The sequence below is a fragment of the Dactylosporangium sp. CS-033363 genome, from assembly GCF_050942475.1.
In the GTDB taxonomy this organism is placed as follows: domain Bacteria; phylum Actinomycetota; class Actinomycetes; order Mycobacteriales; family Micromonosporaceae; genus Dactylosporangium.
In genome coordinates this window covers 3125557-3146729 of record NZ_CP192032.1, presented here as the reverse complement: position 1 = coordinate 3146729, position 21173 = coordinate 3125557, and the positions used below count along the sequence as shown (strand labels likewise).

Here is a 21173-nt window from a genome sequence, read left to right as displayed (position 1 = left end):
ATACCTCGTTAGCAGAGCTAATGAGAAGCGAGGTCCAGCGTGTACCGGTCGCCGGTCGGCTGGAACCCCAGCCGGGAGTAGTACGGGGCGACCATCCCGGGCGGGGTCAGCACGCGCCGGAACCCGTGGGCGGTGAGCTGGCCGCTCTGGCGGAAGACGAACTCGCCCGGGGACAGGTCGCGGTACCGGCGGGTCACGTAGTCCAGCTCGACCTGTGCGACCTCGGGGTCCTGCGGGTCGGGTCGCAGCATGAGCACCCCGACGACCTCGTCCCCGTTGAGCGTGATGAAGGCCAGCCGGTGCTCGTCGTCGAAGTTGAAGCCCGGGTTGAACTTGGCGATGTCGGCCCAGTGCACCCGCAGCACGTGGGCCAGGAAGTTGTCGTCGGTCGCGACCTCCACCACCTGGTACGTCCGCTCGTCGTGGCGGGTGCGCAGCAGGGAGTACAGCTGCCAGATGTTGATGACGGCGAGCGTGAGGTTGAGCCCGACCATCGGCCAGACCCCGACCAGCGCGTTGTAGCCGACCAGGATCACCGACCCGGCCAGGTTGAACACCCGCAGCCGCAGCAACCGCTTCTGCAGCAGCGACCAGACCAGCACGGCCGACCCGAGCCAGCCGACGACCTCCAGCCAGCTCATGCGTTTTCCCCTTCACGCCAGCCGCGGGTGTACACCACGCCGAGCTTCTCCCCCACCGCCCGCTCCAGGTCGAAGCCCATGGTGTGCGCGGTGACGAAGGCCGTGATGACCACGTCGGCCAGCTCGGCCTCGACGTCCTCCATGGATCCGGTACGCCGCGCGAGCCCGTAGTGCCGCCGCACGGCCCCCACGAACTCACCGGCCTCCTCGGCGAGCGCGAGCGCCTGGCGCAGGTGCGGCGCCTCGGTGAACCCGGCGGCGGTCAGCTTGCCCGCGATGTCGGCGGCGACGTCGGGCAGGGCGGCGAGCGTGAAGGGGCGGGAGTTGTCCACACCGCTCAGCATGCCGGAGTACACCGCTCCGCCCACCCGCCCACGCCCAATTCGCCAACTGTCGATGTGACCATGCGTCGATGTACCCTTACGCAATGCCGATGCCGCGTGAGGACCGCACCGGGTACGCCCGCCGGCGCCTGGGCTCGTCGCTGCGGCAGCTTCGCGAGGCCACGCACCGCGAGCCGGACCAGGTCAGCGCCGGGCTGGGCTGGCCCGCCGAGCGGCTGCCGGCGATCGAGCGCGGGCTGACCGGCGCCTCCGGCGAGGAGATCGGCGCGCTGCTCGAGCACCTGGGAGCCGGGCCGGACGAGCGTGCGGCGCTCACCGAGCTCGGCCGGGCCGCCGTGGCCGGACCGACGCTGAGCGAGCGGTACCGCGCCGTGCTGTCCGCGCCGTTCGCCGAGTTCCTGGCGGCTGAGGAGGCGGCTCGTGCGGTACGCCACTACGAGCCGATCTTGATTCCGGGGCCGCTGCAGACCCTGGAGTACGCGCGGGCGGTGCTGTCGCTGTTCGCCCCGGACGGCGAGGCCGGCCCGCCCGCCCCGGACGCGGCCGCGCTGCGCACCGAGGCCCGGATGGCCCGGGCGCGGTTGCTGCTCGACGACCCCGGCGTCGATGCCCAGTTCGTCGTCGACGAGACCGCCCTGATGCGGGCGGTCGGCACGGAGGCGGGCGCCGCGGACGTGATGGCCGGGCAGCTGGCCCACCTGGAGGACCTGGCCGCCGCGCCGAACATCTCGATCAGCGTGGCGCCGGCCCGCGCCGGGCTGTACACCAGCCTGCTGCGCAGCCCGTTCGTGGTGCTGGAGTTCGACGACGACGAGCGGCTGGCGTACTTCGAGCACGCCGGCGGCGAACGCGTGGTCCACGATCGCGCCGGCGCCCTCAACCCGGTGCTGGAGGCCTTCGAGCAGATGCGCCGCCTGCCCGCGGCCGACGACCTGCGTGCCGCGCTCAGCCGGGCCCGGGCCGCGCTGGACCCGAGCCGGTAGTCGACAGCGAAGGCGAGCGGGCCGACTGGCTGCCGGCCGCGCGCTCGGCCGGATGATCGGTGGTCACGACGATCACCACCGCGGCGATCAGGATGAGCACCGCGACGAGCGTGACCAGCGGCCAGTCCAGAGTGGAGCGGCCGGCCAGCACCGAGATGCGGGCCACGACCGCGGTGACGAGCAGGCACACGAGCACGCCGACGCCCTTGTCGGCGACTGAGGTCCACGGGAACAACGTCGGATAGACGTTGACCAGGCCGAGACCGAGGCCTGCCCACCCGCCGACATGTGCGGCAGGAATCGAGTGGCGACCCCGAGCGCCTGGCGATTGCGGGAGATTGTGTCCTCGCTCCACAACCGCCCTCCTCACACTTGATCCAGTGATCAGTCGATCACTATCAGCAATATCCGATACGACTAGACTCGCAAAGGGATGTCATTCACGCAACTCCCGCTGTGGTACTGTTCGATATGGAAGGTTCATTGAGAACCTTCCCGCCGTCATGTTTCGGGGGTGTAGTCCCGTGGCCGGAAGCCCGACCGTTCGCCGTCGCCGGCTCGCCGTCGAGCTGCGCCGCCGCCGCGAGCAGATCGGGCTCACCATCGACGAGGCGGCGAGCGCGGCCGACATCTCGAAGTCGGCCCTCTCCCGCATCGAGAACGCGCTCGTGACGCCCCGGGTTCCGGTCGTGCGCGCGCTGATCCACGCCTACAAGATCGACGAGTCCGGCGCGAGCGCCCTGGTGGAGCTCTCGCGCGAGGCGAGCCGGCGCGGCTGGTGGCAGAGCTACGGCGACGTCCTGAGCGAGCAGACCTCGAACTTCATCGGCTTCGAGGCCGAGGCGTCCGCCATCCGCACCTACGAGTGCCTGGTGGTGCCGGGCATTCTGCAGACGGCCGAGTACGCCAAGGCGATCACCCGCGGCTTCCAGCTCCCGTTCGACGACGAGACGGTCGAGCGGATCATCGCGGCCCGAATCCGCCGCAAGGAGCGCCTGGACGAGCAGCTCGAGCTGTGGGCGATCATCGAGGAGCACGTGCTGCGCCGGCCGACCGGCGGCCCCGCGGTCATGCGCGGGCAGCTCGCGCACCTGGCCGAGCTGAGCCGGACCCGCCCCAACGTCACCCTCCAGGTGCTGCCCAACAGCATCAGCGCGCATCCGGGCTTCGACGGGCCGTTCGTCGTGCTCGAGTTCGGCAACGCCGGCGACCCGGACCTCGGCTACGTGGAGAGCCAGGCGGGCGAGCTGTGGCTGGACCGGCCCGACGACGTCCGCCGGCTCAACCGCGCCTTCGACCACCTCCGGGCGTTCGCCATGAGCCCGGAGGCATCGATCAACCTACTTGAAGACCTTTCGAGGACCACATGAACATCGCCGACAACACCCTGGCCCAGACCTGGCGCACCAGTTCCCGCAGCGCGAGCGGCAACTGCGTGGAGGTCCTCCTGGGATCGACCGAGATTCACGTCCGGGACAGCAAGAACCGGGCCGTCGCCGAGCTGGGCTTCACCGCGAGCGCCTGGACGGCGTTCGTGACCGCCGTGTCGAACGAGGGCCTCACCGAGCGCTGAAAAAGTCCCGCAGGGCCGCGGCGACGATGAGCGGGCGGCCGTCGTCCTCGGGTCCCTCGTGGGTCAGGCCCGGGAACGTGATGCGCCGCGCGTCCGGGATGGCGGCCTCCAGCGCGGCCAGGGCCGGTTCGAAGAAGGACGGGCCGCGGGTGCCGCCGAGCAGGAGCACGCGGGCGCGCAGGGCCGCATAGTCCTCCACGGTGTCGGCCAGTTCCTCGGCGAGGCGGACGTCGTGGCCCTGGGTCGGGATGAGGTCGGCGATCGTCGTCTCGTCGGGGCCGGCCTTCTGGGCGCGCAGGCCGAGGGCGAGCAGGGGGGTCAGGGCTGCTCGCGGTACGCGATGGAAGATCGGCTCCACCGGAAGGCCGCGCATCGCCGTGATGAGCGCGGCGGCGCGATGGCCGGCGGACAGTTCGCGGTCGTAGCGCGCGAGCCAGGCCGTGGGGATGGACCCGTTGATCGACAGCGGGGGCTCGTAGACGGCGAGCCGCCGGATCGCGGGCGCGGATGCAGCTGCAGGCGCGGATGCAGGCGTGGGCGCGGGCATGGCTGCAGGCGTGGGCGCGGGCGCGGCTGCGGGCGTGGCTGCAGGCGTGGGCGCGGGCGCGGCTGCGGGCGTGGCTGCAGGCGTGGGCGTGGCTGCGGATGCGGGCGCGGGCGCGGGCGCGGCTGCGAATTCGGCTGAGCCTGCGGATTCGACTGCGGATGCGGCCAAGGCCGTGCGCAGGGCGATGAGGCCGCCGATGCTGAGGCCGAAGACGAGTTCGGTGCCGGTCGCGGCCAGGAGGGCCTGCAGGTCCTCGATCTCGCGGGCCATGCCGTGGCCCGCGCCGTGCGGGCCGCTCCGGCCGCGGCCCCGGCGGTCCGGGACGTAGACCGTGAACGCGTCGGACAGCGTCGCGGCCAGGGTCGAGAAGTGTTGCGCGGCCTTCATCCCGCCGTGCAGCAGGACCAGGCCGGGGCCGTTCCCGCCGTACTGCCGGTAGCCGATCCGGGTGCCGTCCACCGAGTGCACCGTCGCTGTCGTGTACCCCGTCATGCGGATGAGCTTAGGTATACCGAGTTTACTTATCAACCCGGTTTACCTATCGACCCGGTATACAGTAGCGAGTCGTGACAGGACTTCGGCAGCGGCAGAGCGAGCGCACCCGGCAGAGCATCCAGGACACGGCCACGCGGCTGTTTCTCGAATCGGGATTCGAGGCGGTCAACGTGAACGACATCGCGGCGGCGGCCGAGGTGTCGAAGCGGACCCTGTTCAAGTACTTCCCGACCAAGGAAGACCTGGTCATCGGCTCGTTCAGCAATCACCAGAACGAGCTGGCGCGACTGGCCGCGGCATTCAGGCAAAGCGACATTCTGGCCGCGCTGGAACGGCACTTCCTCTACGGGCTCGATCAGCGCGATCCGATCACCGGGCTCGACGACCGTCCGCAGACGCTGACGTTCGTCGCGATGGTGCTGGCGACACCGTCGCTGCAGTCGCGGCTGCTGCAGTACCAGACGCAGGCCGAAGAGGCGCTCACCCGGTCCCTCGGGTCGCGGGTGGCGGCCTACGTGATCTTCGCGGTGCACCGGGCGCTCGCCGACGAGAACCGGCGCTGCCTCAACGGCGGCATCAGCGCCGAGCAGCGGTATCCCGATGCCGTGGACGCCGCGAAGGAGGCCTTCAAGCAGCTGCGCGAGGGATTGACCAGGCCGGAGGGCACCGGAGTCCACCTCGGCCGCACGTCGAACTAGGCTCCCATCTATTGACACATATCTGTCAGTAAGGTTTCCTGTCCGCAACCCTCGGCGGTTCACGTCCGCAGTCGCCGTAGGGAGACCTGTCAAAGTCTTCCTAGGAGCCTGCTCGTGAAGAGGTACCGCGTCCCCCTCATCGCGCTCGCGGCAGTACTGCTGTCGTTCGGCGCGTCCACCGCGTACGCCCTCGCCCAGACCAGCAAGAGCGCCCTCGCCGCCGGGCCGAGCGCGAGCCAGCTGCTCGCGAAAACCCAGACGTGCAACCAGGTGTCCAACGGCAAGTACGCCACCGACGACGGCGGGGCGGCCACGGTCGCCATCTGCAAGAGCGGCTCGGCGTTCTTCTGGAGCGCCGACATGGACATCGACTGCGACGGCATCGGCACGTCGCACTGCAACGCCGGGACCGACCCGTGGTACCAGGCGCAGACCTCGTTCACGACCTCGAACGGGTCCTACTTCACCTCGGACGTCACGCGGTACTACGTGATCCCGCTGCCCAGCTCCCGCTTCGACTACGGCGCCAACGGCATCCGGCCCGGCGCGGTGGCCGCGGTCGTCTACAACAACCAGGTCGCGTACGCGGTCTTCGCCGACGAGGGCCCCGACAACATCATCGGCGAGGGCTCCTACGCCCTGGCCACGGCGCTCGGCATCGACCCGAACCCGGCCACCGGCGGCACGGCCGGCCCGGTGACGTTCATCGTCTTCCCGTCGTCCGTGCCCAGCCCGGTGGAGAACAACACCGCGATCGACAACACCGGGTCCGCGGCCGCCAGCGCGTGGGTCGGCACCGGCCCCACGAACGGCCCGACCACCCCGACCACCGGCCCGACCGGCACCGCGGGCCAGATCGTCGGCTACGGCGGCAAGTGCGTCGACGTCGCCGGGGCCAGCTCCGCCAACGGTGCGGCCGTGCAGCTCTACGACTGCAACGGCACGACGGCCCAGAAGTGGACCCGCGCCTCGGACGGCACGCTGCGGGCGCTCGGCAAGTGCATGGACGTGGCCGCCGCGGGCACGGCGAACGGGACCAAGGTGCAGCTGTACGACTGCAACGGCACCAACGCCCAGAAGTGGACCCGCACCGGGCAGACGCTGGTCAACGTGGGCTCGGGCAAGTGCCTGGACGCGACCGGGCCGAGCTCCGCCAACGGCACGCGGCTGCAGATCTGGTCCTGCTCCGGCGGCGCGAACCAGAACTGGACCCTCTGATCCGACCGGCCCATGTCGAGCTCCCGCCGTCCGGTCCGACCTCCTGGTAGGAACGGACTGACGGAAGGAGCTCGACATGGGACTGCCCGTGGTGCACTTCGAGATCAGCGGTACCGAGCCCGGCGCCCTGCGCGACTACTACGCGGGACTGTTCGAGTGGCGGTTCGACCCGCCCGGGAACGCGGCGACGACGAGCGTGTCGGCGGACGGGAACTACCACTTCGTCCAGGCGGACTCGGCGGGCGTCAACGGTGGGGTCGGGGGCGGCCCGGGGTACCAGAGCCGGGTCTTGTTCTATGTGAGCGTCCCCGACGTCGAGGAGGCCCTCGCGCGGGCCGAGCGCCTCGGCGGCAAGCGCGTCATGGGGCCCGAACCCGCGCGGGGCGACTTCACCGTCGGGCACTTTCAGGACCCGGAGGGGAACCTGCTCGGGGTCGCCGGGCCGAGCGCGTAACGCAGGCGGCGGACCAGGTCCGCGGAGACGGGGCTGGTCCAGCTGCCGCCGGGGCGGACCGCGCTGCCCGAGTGGAACGCGCGGATGCCGGCGGCCGTGAGCGCGGGGAGGTACGACTCGCGCAGGCCGCCCCCGGCGAGCATGAGCTGACCGTGCACCGGCGCGTCGGCGAGCAGGTTCGGCAGCCCCTCCCCCATCCCGTCGGGGCTGCCGGCCGTGAGCACCGAGGTGAGCCCGGGCAGGCCGGCCAGGCCGTCCCAGGCCGCGGCCCGGTCGGCGGCGGCGTCGAGGGCCCGGTGGAACGTCCACGGGTAGCCGTCGAGCAGGGCGTCGAGGGCGGGGCGGTCGACCCGGCCGGCCGCGTCGAGGAAGCCGAGCACGAACTCGGCCGCCCCGGCCTCGCGCAGCTCGTGCAGGGTCTTGACCAGGTCGTCGGTGGCGGCGAAGTCCGGCCGGGTGCGCAGCATCACCCGGACCGGGATCGACACCGCCCGCAGGACGGACTCCACCGTGGCCGGGTCGGGACTCAGCCCGCCGGCGCCCATGTCACTGACCAGTTCGACGCGGTCCGCGCCGCCGTCCTGCGCGGCCCGGGCGTCGGCCGCGTCGAGCGCGATGATCTCCAGAAACACAAGGGCCATGGTGACACCCAAGTCTTCGCGAGCAGGTCACTCGGGCGTTTCCTTGACCGGGCTAGCGTGCGAACATGGTCCGCCGTCAGTCGGTGCTGGCGATCGCGCTGGTCGGTGTCGCGCTCGCCATCCTGCTGCTGCAGCTCATCGTGCTGCCTCTCGTACTGCTACCGCTCGACCTGCGCTGGGCCTGGCTGCTCGTGCCGATCGCGCTCACCACCGTCCCCCTCTGGTCGCTCATCCACGAGTCCATCCACGGCATCCTCCTGCGCGACCGGGCCTGGAACGATCGCCTGGGCCGGGTCCTCGCGGCCGGCTACGGCGGCCCGTTCGCCCTGCTCAAGGCCGGTCACCTGCTGCATCACCGGTACAGCCGCACGCAACGCGAGCGCACCGAGGTCTACGACCCCGAGCGCTCCACCTGGCTGACCGCCGCGCGCACGTACTACCCGCGGCTGCTCGGCGGCCTGTACCTCCTCGAGCTGCTCTCGGTCGTACTCGTGCTCCTGCCCCGCCCGGGCTGGCGCTGGCTGGTGCGGCGGACGGACTCGCTGGACTCGGTGACCGGCCTGCTGTTCGAGCGCGTGGCGCGCCGCGACAACCTGCGCAAGTTCCGCGTCGAGGCGATCGCGGTCGTCGTGACGTACACGGGATCGTCCCTGGCCTATGGCGGGCACCTCTGGATGCTGTGGAGCGCCGTCGGTGCGCGGGCGCTGATCGTGTCGCTGGCGGACAACGCGTACCACTACCGGACCCGCCTGGAACGCCCGCTCGACGCGATGAACCTCGCCCTGCCGCGCGCCCTGGAGTTCTTCGTCCTCGCGTTCAACCTGCACAACGTGCACCACCGGCACCCGGGCCTGCGCTGGCACGAGCTGCGGGCGGCGTACGTGGCCGACCGCGACGAGATCCACCTCGGCTGGTTCACGGCGGTGGCCCGGCAGTTCCGCGGCCCGATCCCGCTGACGGCGCAGGAGGTGCGCCCGCAGCCCGCCGCCGGTACCGTGCCGACGTGGACAGCGGAGATGTCCGGCGCGCCCTCGACGAGTCCCTAGCCCTGCTGCGGCCGGCCGCGATCGCCTCGCCGGAGGCGTGGTCGGCGCCGGCGGGCGAACTCGAGTGGACGTGCCTGGAGACGGCGGCGCACATCGCGCACGACCTGACCGCGTACGCGACCCAGCTCACGTCCCGCGCGGACGACGCGTACCTCCCGCTGGACCTCGAGGTACGACCGGAGACGGACCCCGCGACGGTCCTGCAGATCATGGCGGCCTGCGGGCGGCTGCTGGGCCTGTCCCTGGACGCCGCGGGCCCGTCGGCGCGCGCGTGGCACTGGGGCCCGACGGACCGCACGGGCTTCGCCGCCCTGGGCGTGAACGAAATCCTCGTGCACACCTGGGATGTGGCGCAGGGCCTCGGGCTGCCGTGGACGCCGCCGCCGGACCTCTCCGCGCTGGTCCTGTCCCGCCTGTTTCCCGGTGTACCCCCTGAGGCCGACTCCGGGCGCCTGCTGCTCTGGGCCACTGGTCGGATCGCGCTCCCGGACCGCCCTAGGCGCTCGCTATGGACGGTCCGCGCCGCTAGTGCGTGACGTAAATCGATATGTCGAGCGCTGACGCGCCCGACATATCGCCAATATCATCATTTAGCGGGTTCTGTCCAGTTCGGCCGTTTCGGCGATCAGGTCGACCAAGCGCTTGATCAGCTCGGGCGCCAGGTGGTGCGACATGCCCGCGATCTCGACGTGGCGCGCACCCGGGATCGCCGTCGCCGTGGCCCTGCCGCCGCTCGGGTGCACCATCCGGTCGACGTCGCCGTGGATGACGAGCGTGGGTGCGGTGATGGCGCGCAGCGCGGCGGTACGGTCGCCGGACGCCTGAATCGCGCCGATCTGCCGCGCCACGCCCGCCGCTCGGGCCGGTCCCCCGCCGCGCTCCCACACCTCGGCGGCCCAGGCGCGCTCGATCGCCTCGTCGTACGGGTACGCCCGCGAGCCGATGTGGTCCAGCATCGACAGGTGCCGCCCGGTCCACTGCTCGACCGTGCGCGCCGGCCGCTTGGCCATGCGCAGCAGCGTCGAGCGGGCCGGCTGCCCCACCCGCCGCTCGCCGGTGGTCGAGAAGATCGACGTGAGCGTGGCGACCCGGCCGGGATGGGTCGCGGCGAGCGTCTGCCCGATCATCCCGCCCATCGACATGCCCACCACGTGCGCGCGGGCGATGCCGAGGTGCTCGAGCAGCCCGTCGGCGTCGTCGGCCATGTCCTCGAGCCGGTACGCGCCGCGCGGCGGCCGCGCGACCAGCTGCCGCAACAGGCCGGGCGGCGCCGCATCGACGCGCGTCGAGTGCCCGGTGTCCCGGTTGTCGAACCGGACCACCCGGAAGCCCTGCTCCAGCAGGCCGTCCAGCATGGCCCGCGGCCACGCGGTCAGGTCCAGGCCGAGACCCGCAACAAGCAGCAGTGGTACTCCCTGTGGCTCACCCTCCTCGCGGTAGCACACCCGGATGCCGGTGGGCAGGTCGCAGTACACGTCCTCGGTCACGCCGATCACGGTCGCATGTCCGGTGCCGGTGGTCCATCGACTGATGCCGCCGTTGTTTCGCCCGCGCACGCTGGGGCAGTTTGCGCACACGGTGAGTTGCGATCCGGAACCGCGCACGTCACGCTGCGTGTTGGGCCGATCTGATTTGGGGCCTAATGAGGCGTGAATTAGAACAAGTGTTCGAGTACCATGGGGGCAGCTTCGATCGTTGCCTCAACGAGTGAGGGGTGGTGGCGATGGCTTCGAACATGCCGGACGGCTACGCGGTGCGCCTCGACTGGCCGGTCGCCCGGCACGGCGGCGTGCGACACGAGTTCACACAGTTCACGACGAGCCTGCGGCGGGCCCTCCGGCGGGCGGTTGGAACGCAACAGTACTGGGCAAGGGGCCCACTCCAGCCGCTCGCGGTGACAGTGGTGCCGATCGGGCGGGACGCGTACGACGCACATGGGAGGGAATGCGCGTCGCTGCTGTGTCCGACGATGGCGCCGTTGCTGGGGATGGCGGGGTCGGTGGATGTCGCGGAGCGGATGCCTTAGGCGAGGGGCGGAAGGAGCGGGGGGCGGGGGGCCGGGGCCGGGGGGGCCGGGGCAGGGTGGAAAAGACGAGGAACAGTGCGGGCCGTCGGAGTTGGGCGGGGTGAAAGCCTGAGAAACAGGGTCAGGCCAGGAGTACGGCGTCGAGGTCCTCGCCCAAGGCGATCGGGTACTGGGCTCCGACGGCGTCCCAGAAGGGTTCGAACGGGGTGAAGATGGTGCCGAGGTTCTCGTGAGCCTTGGCGGCGTAGCGGCCGGCCCGTTCGACTGCGGCGGGATCGGCGTCGTACAGCGCTGCGACGGCGGACCATGCGCCGGCGTCGTTCAGGGTGCCGCCGGACGCGGTGGTGAGGCCCGGAGCCGGAGGGAGATCAGCCAGAGAGACTTCTTCGAAATCGGATGAGGGCGTGTCGCCCCAGTGGATGTAGACGTGTTGCACGCGATGCACAGCTCCGTCCACATTGGACAGAACCAGATGCTCCGCGCCCCACTCGTCGTGGTCCAGGGCGATCAGGGCTCGCTCCCACGCGGGGGCGGCCGCGATGGACTCGGCCAGCCAGCCGTTGCCGCCGTCGGCGAACAGGGAGACGCGGGTGTGCGTGCTGCCGAGGGGACGGATCCAGACGGCTACCGTGTCGCGGACCGCTAGCTTCATGGAGTCCAGGAACGGGCCCGGATCGGCGGCGACGGGGAGGTCCACCGCGGCTGTAGCCATGAACGTCGACATCTCGTGATCATAGGCAGGGTGCGGGAAAACGGCCTACAGGGAGATGTCGCGGTCCAGGTCGAAGGCCGGGCCGCCGTTGTGGTCCAGGGTCGGGTGGGCCACGTCGGTGCCCAGGTCGAATGAGGCGTCGTCCTCGTCGTCGGACAGTTCGTCGTCGATGTGGGCGTCGATCGCGCCGAAGTCGGTTCCGTCCCCGTCCCCGGCGGCGGCATCCGCGGCGTGCAGGGGTTCCGTCTCGTGGGTCGCCAGGGCGGACAGGTCGACGGGCTGGGTGGCGCGCTCGTCGGTGCTCATCCAATGATCGTGCGAGATCAACCATGCTCGGCACAAGCCAACAAACGGTTAAACCCCGGGTTCGTACGTGGACATGCTTCGATAAAAGGCAGGCCATGTGCGGGGCATAGACCTCCGGGCATGACGTATTCCCTGAGCCGGCGGCGGCTCCTCGGCACCACCGCCGCGGCCGCTGCTGGTGCTGCGCTCATCTCCGACCGGTCGGCCGCGGCGTTCGTGCCCGGCGCGATGAGTCGTCCCACGCTGACCCACGGGGTGCAGAGTGGCGATGTCACCGGATCGTCGGCCAACGTCTGGACCCGGGCCGACCAGCCCGGGCGCATGTGGGTCGAGATCTCCGACCGGCCCGACTTCCGGCGCAGCCGGACGCTTCGCGGGCCTGTCGTCGACGCCGGCAGTGACTTCACCGGAAAGCTTCGCGTCGATGGGCTGCAGCCCGGGTGCCGCACGTACTACCGCGTGCGGGTCGACGGTGTGCGGGCCGGCGCACCGCTCGGCGGTTCGTTCGGGTTTCCGGGCGACCGGCAGAAGATCCGGTTCGTGTGGACCGGCGACATCAACGGGCAGGGCTGGGGCATCAACCCGGACCTCGGCGGCATGCGGATCTTCGAGGCGATGCGCCGGCTCAGCCCCGACTTCTATCTGTGCTCCGGCGACACCGTGTACTCCGACGGGCCGCTCGCCGAGACCGTCGCGCTGCCGGACGGGCGGACCTGGCGCAACATCGTGACGCCGGAGAAGTCGAAGGTGGCGGAGACGCTCACGGAGTACCGCGGCCAGTTCTCCTACAACCTGCTCGACGCGAACTTCAAGCGCTTCCTGGCCGAGGTGCCGCAGCTGAACCAGTGGGACGACCACGAGGTGCTCAACAACTGGTACCCCGGCGAGGTCCTCGACGACGCGCGGTACACCGAGCGGCGGGTCGACGTGCTGGCCGCGCGGGCCCGGCAGGCGTTCTTCGAGTGGACCCCCCTGACCCCCGGCAAGGTGTACCGCAAGCACTCCTACGGCCCCCTGCTCGACATCTTCAAGCTCGACATGCGCACCTACAAGGACGTCAACGACGGCGACACGTACGCCGACCCCAAGCGCGGGCTCCTCGGCGCCGAGCAGCGCGCGTGGCTCATCCGGGGGCTGCTCGAGTCCAAGGCGACCTGGAAGGTGATCGCCAACGACCTCCCGCTCGGGCTCGTCGTGCCCGACGGGGCGACCGCGCAGGAGGGCGTGGCGCAGGGCGACGGCGGCAGGCCGCTGGGCCGGGAGCTGGAGTTCGCGGAGGTACTGCGCACCGCCCACCGCCACGGCGTGACCGGCATCGTGTTCCTCACCGCCGACGTGCACTACACCGCGGCGCACCACTACGACCCGGCGCGGGCGGCGGTCCAGGACTTCACGCCGTTCTGGGAGTTCGTCTCCGGGCCGGCCAACGCGGGCGCGTTCGGACCCAACGCGCTCGACGCCACGTTCGGGCCCGAGGCGCGGTTCGTGCACGCGCCGCCGGTCGCCAACACCTCCCCCATGGGCGGCTACCAGCACTTCGGCGAGGTCGAGATCGACCCGTGGAGCCGGGACCTCACGGTTCGCCTGCGCGATCTCCAGGGCTCCGTCTTGTACTCCACGACGCTGCATACTGCACGGCGTGGCTCACTTCAGTAGGCTCTTCGCGATCTCCATCGACGTGCCGGCCCCGGACCACGACGCCACCGTGGCGTTCTGGTCCGGGGCGGTCGGCGCCGAGCTGGAACCCGTCGGGAAATATCCCGAGTTCAACGGGGCCCGGCTGCCCACCCACGACATGCTCGTGCTGGCCCAGCGGCTCGGCGACGGCGGCCCGGCCCGCGTGCACCTCGACTTCCACACCGACGACGTCGACGCCGAGGTGGCCCGGCTGGAGCGGCTGGGGGCGACGCGGGTCGACCGGGCCGAGAACTGGCAGGTGCTGCGCGACCCCGCCGGGCTGCTGTTCTGCGTGGTCCTGGACCGTCCGGGCGCTTTGTCGGAGGCCAACGCGACCCGCTGGGAGTGATCGGTCCCGGATACGTGCCAGGACGGACGGAAAGTGTGTGCCGGCGGGCAATGATCGCGCACCTTGGTCGTACCAACGAATCCAGGGAGCGCACCAATGTCTCGTCGCATTCTCGTTCTGGCCGCGGCTGCCGCCGGTGCGCTCGCACTGGCCGCCTGCAACGACGGCTCCGCCACCACGGCCGCCAAGCCCTCGGCCGAGGCGTCCGCGGCCGCACCCGCCTCGGCCGCGGCCTCCGCGAAGCCCTCGGCGAAGACCAGCGGGTCGGCCAAGGCCTCGTCGAGCGCCAAGGCGGCCACGGCCACCAGCGTGCCCGACATCTGCAAGCTGATGTCCAAGGCGGAGATCGGCACACTGACCGGTGAGTCCGTCACCCTCATGACCGACGACGGGGGGTCGTCGCCGACCTCCCGCTACTGCCAGTGGCAGCTCTCGCAGGGCCAGGTCACGATCGGGGTGACGCTGGAGACCCGCGGCAACTTCGACGTGCGCAACAAGCAGGCGACCCCGGTCATGGGCGTCGGCACCACCGCGTACTCCCTGTCCGGCCACCTGTACGTGTGGGAGAACGGCCACGACATCGACGTGTACGTCTCCTCGGAGTCCAGCGACAGCGCCAACCTGTCCGTCGCACGCCGGGCGGCCCTGCAGTTCATCCCGCGCCTCGAAGCGGCCTCCAAGTAACCAAAAGGCCCTCCCCCGATCAAGGGGAGGGCCTTTCCCGTGCGAACTAGGCGACGGTGTTGCGCCAGGCCCGCCCGCTGCGCTCGATCAGGCGGTTGGCGTCGGTCGGACCCCAGGACGCCGCCTCGTACGTCGGGATCGGGCTGGTGTCCTGGGCCCAGCGCTCGATGATCGGGTCGACGACCCGCCAGCTCTGCTCGACCTCGTCCTTGCGGATGAACAGCGTGGTGTCGCCGATCAGGGCGTCGAGCAGCAGCCGCTCGTAGGCCTCCGGGGACTCCTCGCGGAAGGTCTTGTCGTAGGAGAAGTCCATGCTGGCCGAGCGGACCCGGAACGAGTGGCCCGGCACCTTGGCGCCGAAGCGCAGTGCGATGCCCTCGTCGGGCTGGATGCGCAGGATGAGCGCGTCGGGCTGGAGCTCGGTCAGCTGGGAGTCCGGGATCGGCAGGTGCGGCGGCCGCTGGAACTGCAGGGCGACCTCGGTGACCCGGCTCGGCAACCGCTTTCCCGTGCGTACGTAGAACGGCACGCCGGCCCAGCGCCAGTTGTCCACGTCGAGGCGCAGCGCGGCGTAGGTCTCGGTGCGCGAGAGCGGGTCGACGCCGGGCTCCTCGCGGTAGCCGGGCATGAGCTCCTCGCGGGTACCGCCGCGGGTGTACTGCCCGCGAACCGCGATGTCGTCGATGTCGCGCCCGCGCGGCAGGCGGATGGCCTGCAGCAGCTTCACCTTCTCGTTGCGCACCGCCTCGGCCGCGAACGACGCCGGGGGCTCCATGAGGGCCAGGGCGAGCACCTGCAGCACGTGGTTCTGCACGATGTCGCGCATCGCGCCCGCGTGCTCGTAGAAGCTGCCGCGGGTGCCCACGCCAAGCGTCTCGGCCACGGTGATCTGCACGTGGTCGACCCAGGTGCGGTTCCAGATGGGCTGGAAGATCGAGTTGGCGAAGCGCAGCGCGAGCACGTTCTGGACGGTGTCCTTGCCCAGGTAGTGGTCGATGCGGAAGACCTGCGACTCGTCGAACGAGGAGTGCACCGTCTGGTCGAGCTGCTTGGCGCTGCGCTCGTCGTGCCCGTACGGCTTCTCGATCACCAGCCGGGCGAACGAGCCCTCCCGCGCCTGGTTCAGCCCGGCGCCGGCCAGCCCGTTGATCACCAGCGGGAACGCCTCGGCCGGGGTGGACAGGTAGAAGATCCGGTTGCCGCCGGTGCCGCGCTTCTCGTCGATCTCGTCGAGCAGGGCCGCGAGGTGCTTGTACGTCTCCGGGTCGTCGTAGCCGCCGGAGATGTACCGCATCCCGCCGTCCAGCTGCGGCATGCCGCCGAGTCCGCGGTCGCCGAGCACGTTGTGGATGAACTGGTTGTCGTCCATCGGGGTGCGGGCCACGCCCACGACCGCGAACCGTTCGGTGAGCCGGTTGTGGCGGGCCAGGCTCTCGATCGCCGGGATCAGCTTGCGCCGGGTGAGGTCGCCGGAGGCGCCGAAAATCACCACCGTCGCCGGCGGGGCGTGCCGGTTGTCGGATTCCTGCAGGACCGTGGTGCTGGACATGGGGAGTGCCTCTCCGTCGGACTGCCGCCGTGACACTACGAGTCAACCGAAGCGGGCAGCAACGATTCCGGAACGTGACCGGCGTCTCTGCACGGCCTCCGATAAGCGTAATCAGTAGGTTGGGTGCCATGGGACGACCCGCACGGCATGACTCCGGCAGCCTCCTCGACGCGGCCGTGCGGCTGGTCGTCGCCGGCGGGCCCAAGGCGCTCACGATGGCGGCCGTCGCGCGGGAGGCGGGCGGGCCGAGCGGGTCGGTGTACCACCGCTTCGCCGGGCGCCCCGCGCTCGCCGCCGCGCTGTGGCTGCGGACCGTCGAGCGATTCCAGGACGGCTTCCTCGCCGCACTGGCCGAGGGGCGCCCGGCGCACGCGGCCCGGCGAGGACCGCGACGCGCTCGATGCGATGAACACGCGGGCCTTCGCCGCGATCCGGGCGCTCGGCGGCGACTTCGACAAGGTGGTCCTCGCCCTGACCGACCTGCCCAAAGCGGACAGAGCGGCCAGAGTGCAGGCTTCGAGGGGGCCGTGGGTGGAGCGGAGCTCCCCCACAGACGGGAGGACAGCGAGACATGTCTCTAAAAGTGTGGAGTACCCGTCAGGAAGAGACCGGTCTCGCGTACGGCGGCGACGCGCTCGTCCCCGGCCGCGAGGCGTACTACCGGGCCGTCGACGTGCACGCCGCGGCGCCGGTCGTGTTCCGGCGGCTGTGTCAGTTGCGGGTCGCGCCGTACAGCTACGACTGGATCGACAACCGCGGCCGCCGCAGCCCGCGCGAGCTGACGCCGGGGGTCGACGAGCTGGCCACCGGGCAGCGCTGGATGACGATCTTCGACCTGGTCGCGTTCGTGCCCGGCGAGCAGCTCACGTTCCGCATCACCGAGCGGCGGGGGCGGGCGATGTTCGGGGACATCGTGGTCACGTACCTGCTGCGGGAGCTGGGGCCGCGGCACTGCCGGATCGTCGCCAAGCTGCACATGCCCGAGCCCCGCGGGCCGCTCGAGCGGGCCACCCGGCCGCTGCTGGCCGCCGGGGATCTGGTGATGATGCGGCGGCAGCTGCTCAACCTGGCCGGGCTGGCCGAGCGCGATCAACTGAGGTAGCCCCCGTCCACCGTGATGGTGGTGCCGGTGACGAAGCCGGCCTCGGGGCTGGCCAGGTAGGCCACCGCGCCGGCGATGTCGCGGGTGGTGCCGTAGCGGTCCTGGCTGGTGAACTGCTGGGTGAAGGGCGCGAAGTCGCCGCTGAGCGGGTTCATGTCGGTGTCGATCGGGCCGGGCTGGACGGCGTTGACGGTGATCCGGCGCGGGCCGAGCTCGCGGGCCAGGGCGTGGGTGAAGCCGATGACGCCGGCCTTGGTGAGGGCGTAGGCGGTACCGCCGGCGTAGTGGATCCGCTGCGCGGCCACGCTGCCGATGTTGATGATCCGGCCGCCGTCGCCGAGGTGCCGCAGCGCCTCCTGGGTGGCCGCGTAGACGCCGGTCAGGTTCACGGCGACGGCCTCGTCGTACTTGTCGTCGGGGGTGTCCTCGATCGGGGCCACCAGGTTCACCCCGGCGCTGTTGACGAGGATGTCCAGCCGGCCGAACTGCTCGGCGACCGTCTTCACCCCGGCCCGTACCGCGGCCCGGTCCCCCGCGTCCACGTGCAGGGCGACGGCGTCCCCGCCCTCCTCGGCGATGTCCCCGACCACCTCCTCGGCGTGCCCGGGCGAGCGGTTGTAGGTGACCGCGACCGTGGCGCCGTCGGCGGCCAGCCGCTGCGCGATGCCCGCCCCGATCCCGCGGGAACCGCCGGTGACCAGGGCGACGCGCCCCTCGAGGGTGCTCATGTGACAAACCCTGCTCCGCCGCGAGGGGTTTGCCGTCACCCGAACGTGGTAACTTTGAGTAATCGGGATCATGCAAGTAGTGATGAGGTTGCAATGTCGATCACACCGGTAGCAGCGACCACGCCGACCACGCTGACCTCGGCGACCGCGACGAGCGCCGCCACGGCCAACGCCACGGGGACGGCGACGTCGCGGGACATGCAGCAGAACCTGCAGCAGGACCGCCTCGCCCAGCAGCGCCTCGACGACACGCGGCTGCAGCAGCAGCGCACCGACGACACCCGCGCCGCCGACCGGCAGGAGATCGTCCGGCAGCAGGACGCGCGGGCGCAGGACGTGCAGCAGCGCGACAACCAGCAGTACACGCAGGATCAGCAGCGCCTGGCCGACCAGCGCCTCGCCGCCCAGCGCACCCTCGACCAGCAGCGCCTCGACGACCAGCAGCGCATCGCCCAGCAGCAGCAGCTCGAGGACCAGCTCCGGCAGCGGGCCGAGGAGCAGCGGGCCAACTTCGATGCCATCCAGCAGCAGCGCCTGCAGACCACGGCCCTGTTCTCGGGCCGGATCGACGTCTATCTCTGACGAAGACCGAAAAAACACCTGGCGGTCGCGGGCTGGCATCCTTGCGTGGGGGCGCCAGCCATGCCCGTGGACTACGGTCCGGCCATGACCACGGCGGTGAAGCCCCTGATCGGACGCAAGCGCCCCATCCCGGCGCACGTCGCGGTCTACGCGTTCGTCATCATCCCGTTCCTCGCGCTGCTGGCCGCCGTGCCGATCGCCTGGGGATGGGGCCTGGCCTGGCTCGACATCATCCTCGCGGCGGCCTTCTACACCGTGACGTGCCTCGGCGCGACGGTCGGCTTCCACCGGTACTTCACGCACGGCGCCTTCAAGGCCAAGCGCGCCCTGCGCATCGGGCTGGCCGTCGTGGGCAGCATGTCCGTCCAGGGCCCGATCCTGCACTGGGTGGCCGACCACCGCCGCCACCACGCGTTCGCCGACAAGGAGGGCGATCCGCACTCGCCCTGGCTGTTCGGCACGTCCCCGGTCGCCCTGGCCCGCGGCTTCTGGCACGCCCACCTCGGCTGGGTCCTCGAGCGGGAGCTGACCAACCAGGAGCGCTTCGCGCCGGACCTCCTGGCCGACCGCGACATCCGCCTGGTGCACCGGCTGTTCGGCCCGCTGACGATCGTGACGCTGCTCCTGCCGGGCGTCCTCGGCGGCCTGATCTCCTGGTCCTGGCAGGGCGCGCTGACCGCCTTCTTCTGGGCCGGCCTGATCCGCGTCTTCGCCCTGCACCACGTGACCTGGTCGGTGAACTCGGTCTGCCACATGATCGGCGACCGCCCGTTCAACGCCCGCGACAAGTCGGCCAACTTCTGGCCCCTGGCGATCCTGAGCATGGGCGAGTCCTGGCACAACCTGCACCACGCCGACCCGACCTCGGCCCGCCACGGCGTGCTGCCCGGCCAGATCGACATCTCGGCCCGCACCATCTGGATCTTCGAGAAGCTCGGCTGGGCCTGGGACGTCCGCTGGCCCACCCCCGCCCGCCTGGCCCGCCTCACCGCCGCCGCCTGAGCAACCGGCCGCGCCTCGCCGCCGCCTGAGCAACCGGCCGCGCCTCGCCGCCGCCCCGACGGGACGACGGGACGACGGCGAGGCGTCACCGCCTGAGCGACGCGACAACGGGGCGGGGCGGGGCCGGAGAACCGTTTACGGCGGCGGCATCTGGGTCCAGGTCCTGCCGTCCGTGGTGACGGACAGCTGCACCGGGTTGCCCCACATGGCCCACGCGATTCCAGGGCCCGAACCCATCCGCAGCGAGTCCCGGTCCACCGGCGGCCCGGGGTTCACGACGAAATGCTTGCCGTTGTCGGTACTGACCCACACCGCGAACGGATCCGGCTCCACCATCAGCAGCGCGCCGTCGGCCCGCACCGTCAGGTCCCGCTCGTTCGCGGTGACCGGCAGGTCCGTCGTCACGTCCTGCCACGTCGTCCCGCCGTCCGCAGTGCGCAGGATGTGCTGCGGCTGCCCGATCTCCGGCGTGAACGACACCCACGCCCGCTTGTCGTCCAGCGCCGCGACGTTGTCCGCGCCGAAGTGCACGTCGAGCGGCTTGCTCTTCCACGTCGCGCCCCCGTCGGCGGTCCAGCCGACCTCGCCCGTGCCGGAGCTGCCGCCGTACAACGTGGCCCACAGGACCCCGCCGGCCTGCTGATAGCGGCCGATGGAACGCCCCGGCGGCCCCTTGGCGAGGCGGTAGGCGACGCCCGAGTCGGCGGCGTACGGGCCCTCGCCGTGGGCGCCGAAGCAGCGGGAGTGGGCTCCGCAGTCCGCGGCCCTGGCCACCCCTGGCAGCGCGGCCACGTCGGTCAACGCCGCGCCGGCCGGCATCCAGGTGCGGCCCCCGTCGGTGGTCACGTGTCCGGTGCCGTTCAGGAAGTACAGGTAGGTCCGGCTGTCCAGGACCTGCCAGCGCTCGTCCCGCTCACCTGTGTCGCAGGCCGGGGCCGCGACCGGCTCGGTCCAGCCCCCGCTCGTGGTGTGCGAGAAGTGGGCCGGGCAGCCACTCCAGAACGCCACGGCCACATCCTCCGACAGCACGGCCAGGTCGGTCGGCATCGTCCCCGACGACGGGTGGGAACTGGGCGCCGGGACCGCCGGACGTTGCTGGGGCGGGTTGTAGGCGAAGGCCGCTCCCGCAACGGCGACCACGAGCACGGCGGCGAAGGCCACGGCGGCGGTGCGGCGCTGCCGGCGGCGGCGCGCGCGGGCGTGGAGGTCCCGCAGCGGGACCGGCCGGACCGCCGCCGCCACGCGGGCCCGGTCGAACGGCAGGTGCTCGAGGTCAGGCAACGGGGCTCCTCTCGCTGAAGAACTCGGCCAGCGCCAGGCGGCCGCGGGACAGGCGGGACTTGACCGTCCCGATGGACACGCCGAGGATCTCGGCCACCTCGTCCACCGGCCGGTCGGCGAGATAGTGCAGCGCGATCGCGTGGCGCTGGCCGGCCGGCAGCCGGCGCAGGCCCGCCATCAGCGCCACGTGCTCCGGCGACGGGTCCGGCACGACCGGCTCCGGCCCGGCGCGGCGCAGCACGTTCTCCAGAAAGACCCGGCGGCGGTACCGGCTGCGGCTCACATTGATCGCCACCCGGCACAGCCACGCCTCGGGGTTGTCGAGCCCGCGGAACGTGCGGGCATTGCCGATCGCGCGGACGAACGCCTCCTGCACGGCCTCCTGGGCCTCGCCGAGATCGCCCGTCACCGCGTAGAGCTGCACCACCAGGCGCTGAAAGCAGGCCGCGTACACCTGGCCGATCACGTCCCGTTCGGGCACCGTGCGCTCCTCCCTTTGCCTGTTCCACTCCCGGGAGCGCCGCGAGGTTCCATG

The 21173-nt window shown here is 71.4% G+C and carries 27 protein-coding genes; 15 read left to right on the top strand and 12 right to left on the bottom strand.

What is annotated here, in order from left to right; genetic code table 11:
* Window positions 1-17: 17 nt before the first annotated feature.
* Both ACQPZ4_RS14540 and ACQPZ4_RS14535 read right to left on the bottom strand, forming a co-directional pair.
* Complete coding sequence (locus tag ACQPZ4_RS14540) at window positions 18-641, bottom strand: hypothetical protein (protein ID WP_433060405.1); 624 nt, start codon at window positions 639-641, stop codon at window positions 18-20.
* A complete protein-coding gene (locus tag ACQPZ4_RS14535) occupies window positions 638-1009 on the bottom strand; it encodes a MazG nucleotide pyrophosphohydrolase domain-containing protein (protein WP_433060402.1) in 372 nt (123 codons plus the stop codon). The genes ACQPZ4_RS14540 and ACQPZ4_RS14535 overlap by 4 nt, the downstream gene beginning before the upstream one ends.
* Before the next feature lie 59 nt (window positions 1010-1068).
* Between ACQPZ4_RS14535 and ACQPZ4_RS14530 the strand changes: the two genes are divergently transcribed.
* Entirely contained in the window at window positions 1069-1968 is a 900-nt protein-coding gene (locus tag ACQPZ4_RS14530) for a helix-turn-helix domain-containing protein (RefSeq protein ID WP_433060399.1), read from the top strand.
* Here the strand turns inward: ACQPZ4_RS14530 and ACQPZ4_RS14525 are convergent.
* Window positions 1931-2203 carry a hypothetical protein gene (locus ACQPZ4_RS14525; protein ID WP_433060396.1) on the bottom strand — a complete coding sequence of 91 codons (273 nt, stop codon included), beginning with the start codon at window positions 2201-2203 and terminating at the stop codon, window positions 1931-1933. The genes ACQPZ4_RS14530 and ACQPZ4_RS14525 overlap by 38 nt on opposite strands.
* Window positions 2204-2492: 289 nt before the next feature.
* On the opposite strand from ACQPZ4_RS14525, the gene ACQPZ4_RS14520 reads away from it, so the two are divergent.
* Both ACQPZ4_RS14520 and ACQPZ4_RS14515 read left to right on the top strand, forming a co-directional pair.
* A complete protein-coding gene (locus ACQPZ4_RS14520) occupies window positions 2493-3338 on the top strand; it encodes a helix-turn-helix domain-containing protein (RefSeq protein WP_433060393.1) in 846 nt (281 codons plus the stop codon).
* Window positions 3335-3541 (top strand): DUF397 domain-containing protein, encoded by a 207-nt coding sequence (locus tag ACQPZ4_RS14515; protein WP_433060390.1) that lies wholly within the window; start codon window positions 3335-3337, stop codon window positions 3539-3541. The genes ACQPZ4_RS14520 and ACQPZ4_RS14515 overlap by 4 nt, the downstream gene beginning before the upstream one ends.
* Here ACQPZ4_RS14515 and ACQPZ4_RS14510 read toward each other — a convergent pair.
* Window positions 3528-4580: an alpha/beta fold hydrolase gene (locus ACQPZ4_RS14510; RefSeq protein ID WP_433060387.1), complete on the bottom strand. Its 1053-nt coding sequence runs from the start codon at window positions 4578-4580 to the stop codon at window positions 3528-3530. The genes ACQPZ4_RS14515 and ACQPZ4_RS14510 overlap by 14 nt on opposite strands.
* 74 nt (window positions 4581-4654) lie before the next feature.
* Here ACQPZ4_RS14510 and ACQPZ4_RS14505 point away from each other — a divergent pair, with 74 nt between their 5' ends.
* From ACQPZ4_RS14505 to ACQPZ4_RS14495, 3 genes are all read left to right on the top strand, one after another.
* The gene (locus ACQPZ4_RS14505) at window positions 4655-5281 is read left to right on the top strand and encodes a TetR/AcrR family transcriptional regulator (protein ID WP_433060384.1); all 627 of its coding nucleotides are present in this window, start codon (window positions 4655-4657) and stop codon (window positions 5279-5281) included.
* Window positions 5282-5395: 114 nt separating this feature from the next.
* Complete coding sequence (locus tag ACQPZ4_RS14500; RefSeq protein WP_433060382.1) at window positions 5396-6499, top strand: ricin-type beta-trefoil lectin domain protein; 1104 nt, start codon at window positions 5396-5398, stop codon at window positions 6497-6499.
* 76 nt (window positions 6500-6575) lie between these two features.
* A complete protein-coding gene (locus ACQPZ4_RS14495) occupies window positions 6576-6953 on the top strand; it encodes a VOC family protein (protein ID WP_433060379.1) in 378 nt (125 codons plus the stop codon).
* Here the strand turns inward: ACQPZ4_RS14495 and ACQPZ4_RS14490 are convergent.
* On the bottom strand, window positions 6905-7594 hold the full coding sequence (locus tag ACQPZ4_RS14490; RefSeq protein WP_433060376.1) for a copper homeostasis protein CutC: 690 nt from the start codon (window positions 7592-7594) through the stop codon (window positions 6905-6907). The genes ACQPZ4_RS14495 and ACQPZ4_RS14490 overlap by 49 nt on opposite strands.
* A gap of 65 nt (window positions 7595-7659) precedes the next feature.
* Between ACQPZ4_RS14490 and ACQPZ4_RS14485 the strand changes: the two genes are divergently transcribed.
* Together ACQPZ4_RS14485 and ACQPZ4_RS14480 are read left to right on the top strand one after the other, a co-directional pair.
* Window positions 7660-8640 carry a fatty acid desaturase gene (locus tag ACQPZ4_RS14485; protein WP_433060373.1) on the top strand — a complete coding sequence of 327 codons (981 nt, stop codon included), beginning with the start codon at window positions 7660-7662 and terminating at the stop codon, window positions 8638-8640.
* The gene (locus ACQPZ4_RS14480) at window positions 8598-9176 is read left to right on the top strand and encodes a maleylpyruvate isomerase N-terminal domain-containing protein (protein ID WP_433060370.1); all 579 of its coding nucleotides are present in this window, start codon (window positions 8598-8600) and stop codon (window positions 9174-9176) included. Before ACQPZ4_RS14485 ends, ACQPZ4_RS14480 begins: the two co-directional genes overlap by 43 nt.
* Window positions 9177-9230: 54 nt before the next feature.
* Here ACQPZ4_RS14480 and ACQPZ4_RS14475 read toward each other — a convergent pair whose 3' ends face one another.
* From ACQPZ4_RS14475 to ACQPZ4_RS14465, 3 genes are all read right to left on the bottom strand, one after another.
* Window positions 9231-10127: an alpha/beta fold hydrolase gene (locus ACQPZ4_RS14475; RefSeq protein ID WP_433060367.1), complete on the bottom strand. Its 897-nt coding sequence runs from the start codon at window positions 10125-10127 to the stop codon at window positions 9231-9233.
* Between the two features lie 660 nt (window positions 10128-10787).
* A complete protein-coding gene (locus ACQPZ4_RS14470; protein WP_433060364.1) occupies window positions 10788-11390 on the bottom strand; it encodes a hypothetical protein in 603 nt (200 codons plus the stop codon).
* A gap of 33 nt (window positions 11391-11423) precedes the next feature.
* A complete protein-coding gene (locus tag ACQPZ4_RS14465) occupies window positions 11424-11684 on the bottom strand; it encodes a hypothetical protein (RefSeq protein ID WP_433060361.1) in 261 nt (86 codons plus the stop codon).
* A 120-nt stretch (window positions 11685-11804) separates the two neighbouring features.
* Here ACQPZ4_RS14465 and ACQPZ4_RS14460 point away from each other — a divergent pair, with 120 nt between their 5' ends.
* The 3 genes from ACQPZ4_RS14460 to ACQPZ4_RS14450 all read left to right on the top strand — a co-directional run bounded on the left by ACQPZ4_RS14460 (window position 11805) and on the right by ACQPZ4_RS14450 (window position 14394).
* Window positions 11805-13340: an alkaline phosphatase D family protein gene (locus ACQPZ4_RS14460; protein WP_433060358.1), complete on the top strand. Its 1536-nt coding sequence runs from the start codon at window positions 11805-11807 to the stop codon at window positions 13338-13340.
* Window positions 13324-13710, top strand: a complete 387-nt coding sequence (locus ACQPZ4_RS14455; RefSeq protein WP_433060355.1) for a VOC family protein — start codon at window positions 13324-13326, stop codon at window positions 13708-13710. Before ACQPZ4_RS14460 ends, ACQPZ4_RS14455 begins: the two co-directional genes overlap by 17 nt.
* 96 nt (window positions 13711-13806) lie before the next feature.
* Window positions 13807-14394 (top strand): hypothetical protein, encoded by a 588-nt coding sequence (locus tag ACQPZ4_RS14450; protein ID WP_433060352.1) that lies wholly within the window; start codon window positions 13807-13809, stop codon window positions 14392-14394.
* A gap of 46 nt (window positions 14395-14440) precedes the next feature.
* Here ACQPZ4_RS14450 and zwf read toward each other — a convergent pair whose 3' ends face one another.
* Window positions 14441-15943 (bottom strand): glucose-6-phosphate dehydrogenase, encoded by a 1503-nt coding sequence (gene zwf, locus ACQPZ4_RS14445; protein WP_433060349.1) that lies wholly within the window; start codon window positions 15941-15943, stop codon window positions 14441-14443.
* Window positions 15944-16071: 128 nt separating this feature from the next.
* Here zwf and ACQPZ4_RS14440 point away from each other — a divergent pair, with 128 nt between their 5' ends.
* Window positions 16072-16524 carry a TetR/AcrR family transcriptional regulator gene (locus ACQPZ4_RS14440; RefSeq protein WP_433060346.1) on the top strand — a complete coding sequence of 151 codons (453 nt, stop codon included), beginning with the start codon at window positions 16072-16074 and terminating at the stop codon, window positions 16522-16524.
* Between the two features lie 2 nt (window positions 16525-16526).
* On the top strand, window positions 16527-17045 hold the full coding sequence (locus tag ACQPZ4_RS14435) for a hypothetical protein (protein ID WP_433060343.1): 519 nt from the start codon (window positions 16527-16529) through the stop codon (window positions 17043-17045).
* Here ACQPZ4_RS14435 and ACQPZ4_RS14430 read toward each other — a convergent pair.
* On the bottom strand, window positions 17033-17773 hold the full coding sequence (locus ACQPZ4_RS14430) for an SDR family NAD(P)-dependent oxidoreductase (RefSeq protein ID WP_433060340.1): 741 nt from the start codon (window positions 17771-17773) through the stop codon (window positions 17033-17035). The genes ACQPZ4_RS14435 and ACQPZ4_RS14430 overlap by 13 nt on opposite strands.
* A gap of 93 nt (window positions 17774-17866) precedes the next feature.
* On the opposite strand from ACQPZ4_RS14430, the gene ACQPZ4_RS14425 reads away from it, so the two are divergent.
* Together ACQPZ4_RS14425 and ACQPZ4_RS14420 are read left to right on the top strand one after the other, a co-directional pair.
* Entirely contained in the window at window positions 17867-18355 is a 489-nt protein-coding gene (locus ACQPZ4_RS14425) for a hypothetical protein (protein WP_433060337.1), read from the top strand.
* An 84-nt stretch (window positions 18356-18439) separates the two neighbouring features.
* Window positions 18440-19357 (top strand): acyl-CoA desaturase, encoded by a 918-nt coding sequence (locus ACQPZ4_RS14420; RefSeq protein ID WP_433060334.1) that lies wholly within the window; start codon window positions 18440-18442, stop codon window positions 19355-19357.
* 135 nt (window positions 19358-19492) lie between these two features.
* Here the strand turns inward: ACQPZ4_RS14420 and ACQPZ4_RS14415 are convergent, their stop codons facing one another.
* Both ACQPZ4_RS14415 and ACQPZ4_RS14410 read right to left on the bottom strand, forming a co-directional pair.
* Window positions 19493-20638 carry a WD40/YVTN/BNR-like repeat-containing protein gene (locus tag ACQPZ4_RS14415; RefSeq protein WP_433060331.1) on the bottom strand — a complete coding sequence of 382 codons (1146 nt, stop codon included), beginning with the start codon at window positions 20636-20638 and terminating at the stop codon, window positions 19493-19495.
* A complete protein-coding gene (locus tag ACQPZ4_RS14410) occupies window positions 20631-21119 on the bottom strand; it encodes a SigE family RNA polymerase sigma factor (RefSeq protein WP_433060328.1) in 489 nt (162 codons plus the stop codon). The genes ACQPZ4_RS14415 and ACQPZ4_RS14410 overlap by 8 nt, the downstream gene beginning before the upstream one ends.
* Window positions 21120-21173 lie beyond the last annotated feature (54 nt).

Excerpts from the sequence above, each read along its gene's own strand:
- ACQPZ4_RS14425 (WP_433060337.1), top strand. The coding sequence starts at position 17,867 with ATGTCGATCACACCGGTAGCAGCGACCACGCCGACCACGCTGACCTCG.
- ACQPZ4_RS14460 (WP_433060358.1), top strand. The coding sequence starts at position 11,805 with ATGACGTATTCCCTGAGCCGGCGGCGGCTCCTCGGCACCACCGCCGCG.
- zwf (WP_433060349.1), bottom strand. The coding sequence starts at position 15,943 with ATGTCCAGCACCACGGTCCTGCAGGAATCCGACAACCGGCACGCCCCG.
- ACQPZ4_RS14540 (WP_433060405.1), bottom strand. The coding sequence starts at position 641 with ATGAGCTGGCTGGAGGTCGTCGGCTGGCTCGGGTCGGCCGTGCTGGTC.
- ACQPZ4_RS14450 (WP_433060352.1), top strand. The coding sequence starts at position 13,807 with ATGTCTCGTCGCATTCTCGTTCTGGCCGCGGCTGCCGCCGGTGCGCTC.
- ACQPZ4_RS14440 (WP_433060346.1), top strand. The coding sequence starts at position 16,072 with ATGGGACGACCCGCACGGCATGACTCCGGCAGCCTCCTCGACGCGGCC.
- ACQPZ4_RS14465 (WP_433060361.1), bottom strand. The coding sequence starts at position 11,684 with ATGAGCACCGACGAGCGCGCCACCCAGCCCGTCGACCTGTCCGCCCTG.
- ACQPZ4_RS14470 (WP_433060364.1), bottom strand. The coding sequence starts at position 11,390 with ATGTCGACGTTCATGGCTACAGCCGCGGTGGACCTCCCCGTCGCCGCC.
- ACQPZ4_RS14530 (WP_433060399.1), top strand. The coding sequence starts at position 1,069 with ATGCCGATGCCGCGTGAGGACCGCACCGGGTACGCCCGCCGGCGCCTG.
- ACQPZ4_RS14490 (WP_433060376.1), bottom strand. The coding sequence starts at position 7,594 with ATGGCCCTTGTGTTTCTGGAGATCATCGCGCTCGACGCGGCCGACGCC.
- ACQPZ4_RS14495 (WP_433060379.1), top strand. The coding sequence starts at position 6,576 with ATGGGACTGCCCGTGGTGCACTTCGAGATCAGCGGTACCGAGCCCGGC.
- ACQPZ4_RS14430 (WP_433060340.1), bottom strand. The coding sequence starts at position 17,773 with ATGAGCACCCTCGAGGGGCGCGTCGCCCTGGTCACCGGCGGTTCCCGC.
- ACQPZ4_RS14510 (WP_433060387.1), bottom strand. The coding sequence starts at position 4,580 with ATGACGGGGTACACGACAGCGACGGTGCACTCGGTGGACGGCACCCGG.
- ACQPZ4_RS14420 (WP_433060334.1), top strand. The coding sequence starts at position 18,440 with ATGACCACGGCGGTGAAGCCCCTGATCGGACGCAAGCGCCCCATCCCG.
- ACQPZ4_RS14485 (WP_433060373.1), top strand. The coding sequence starts at position 7,660 with ATGGTCCGCCGTCAGTCGGTGCTGGCGATCGCGCTGGTCGGTGTCGCG.
- ACQPZ4_RS14515 (WP_433060390.1), top strand. The coding sequence starts at position 3,335 with ATGAACATCGCCGACAACACCCTGGCCCAGACCTGGCGCACCAGTTCC.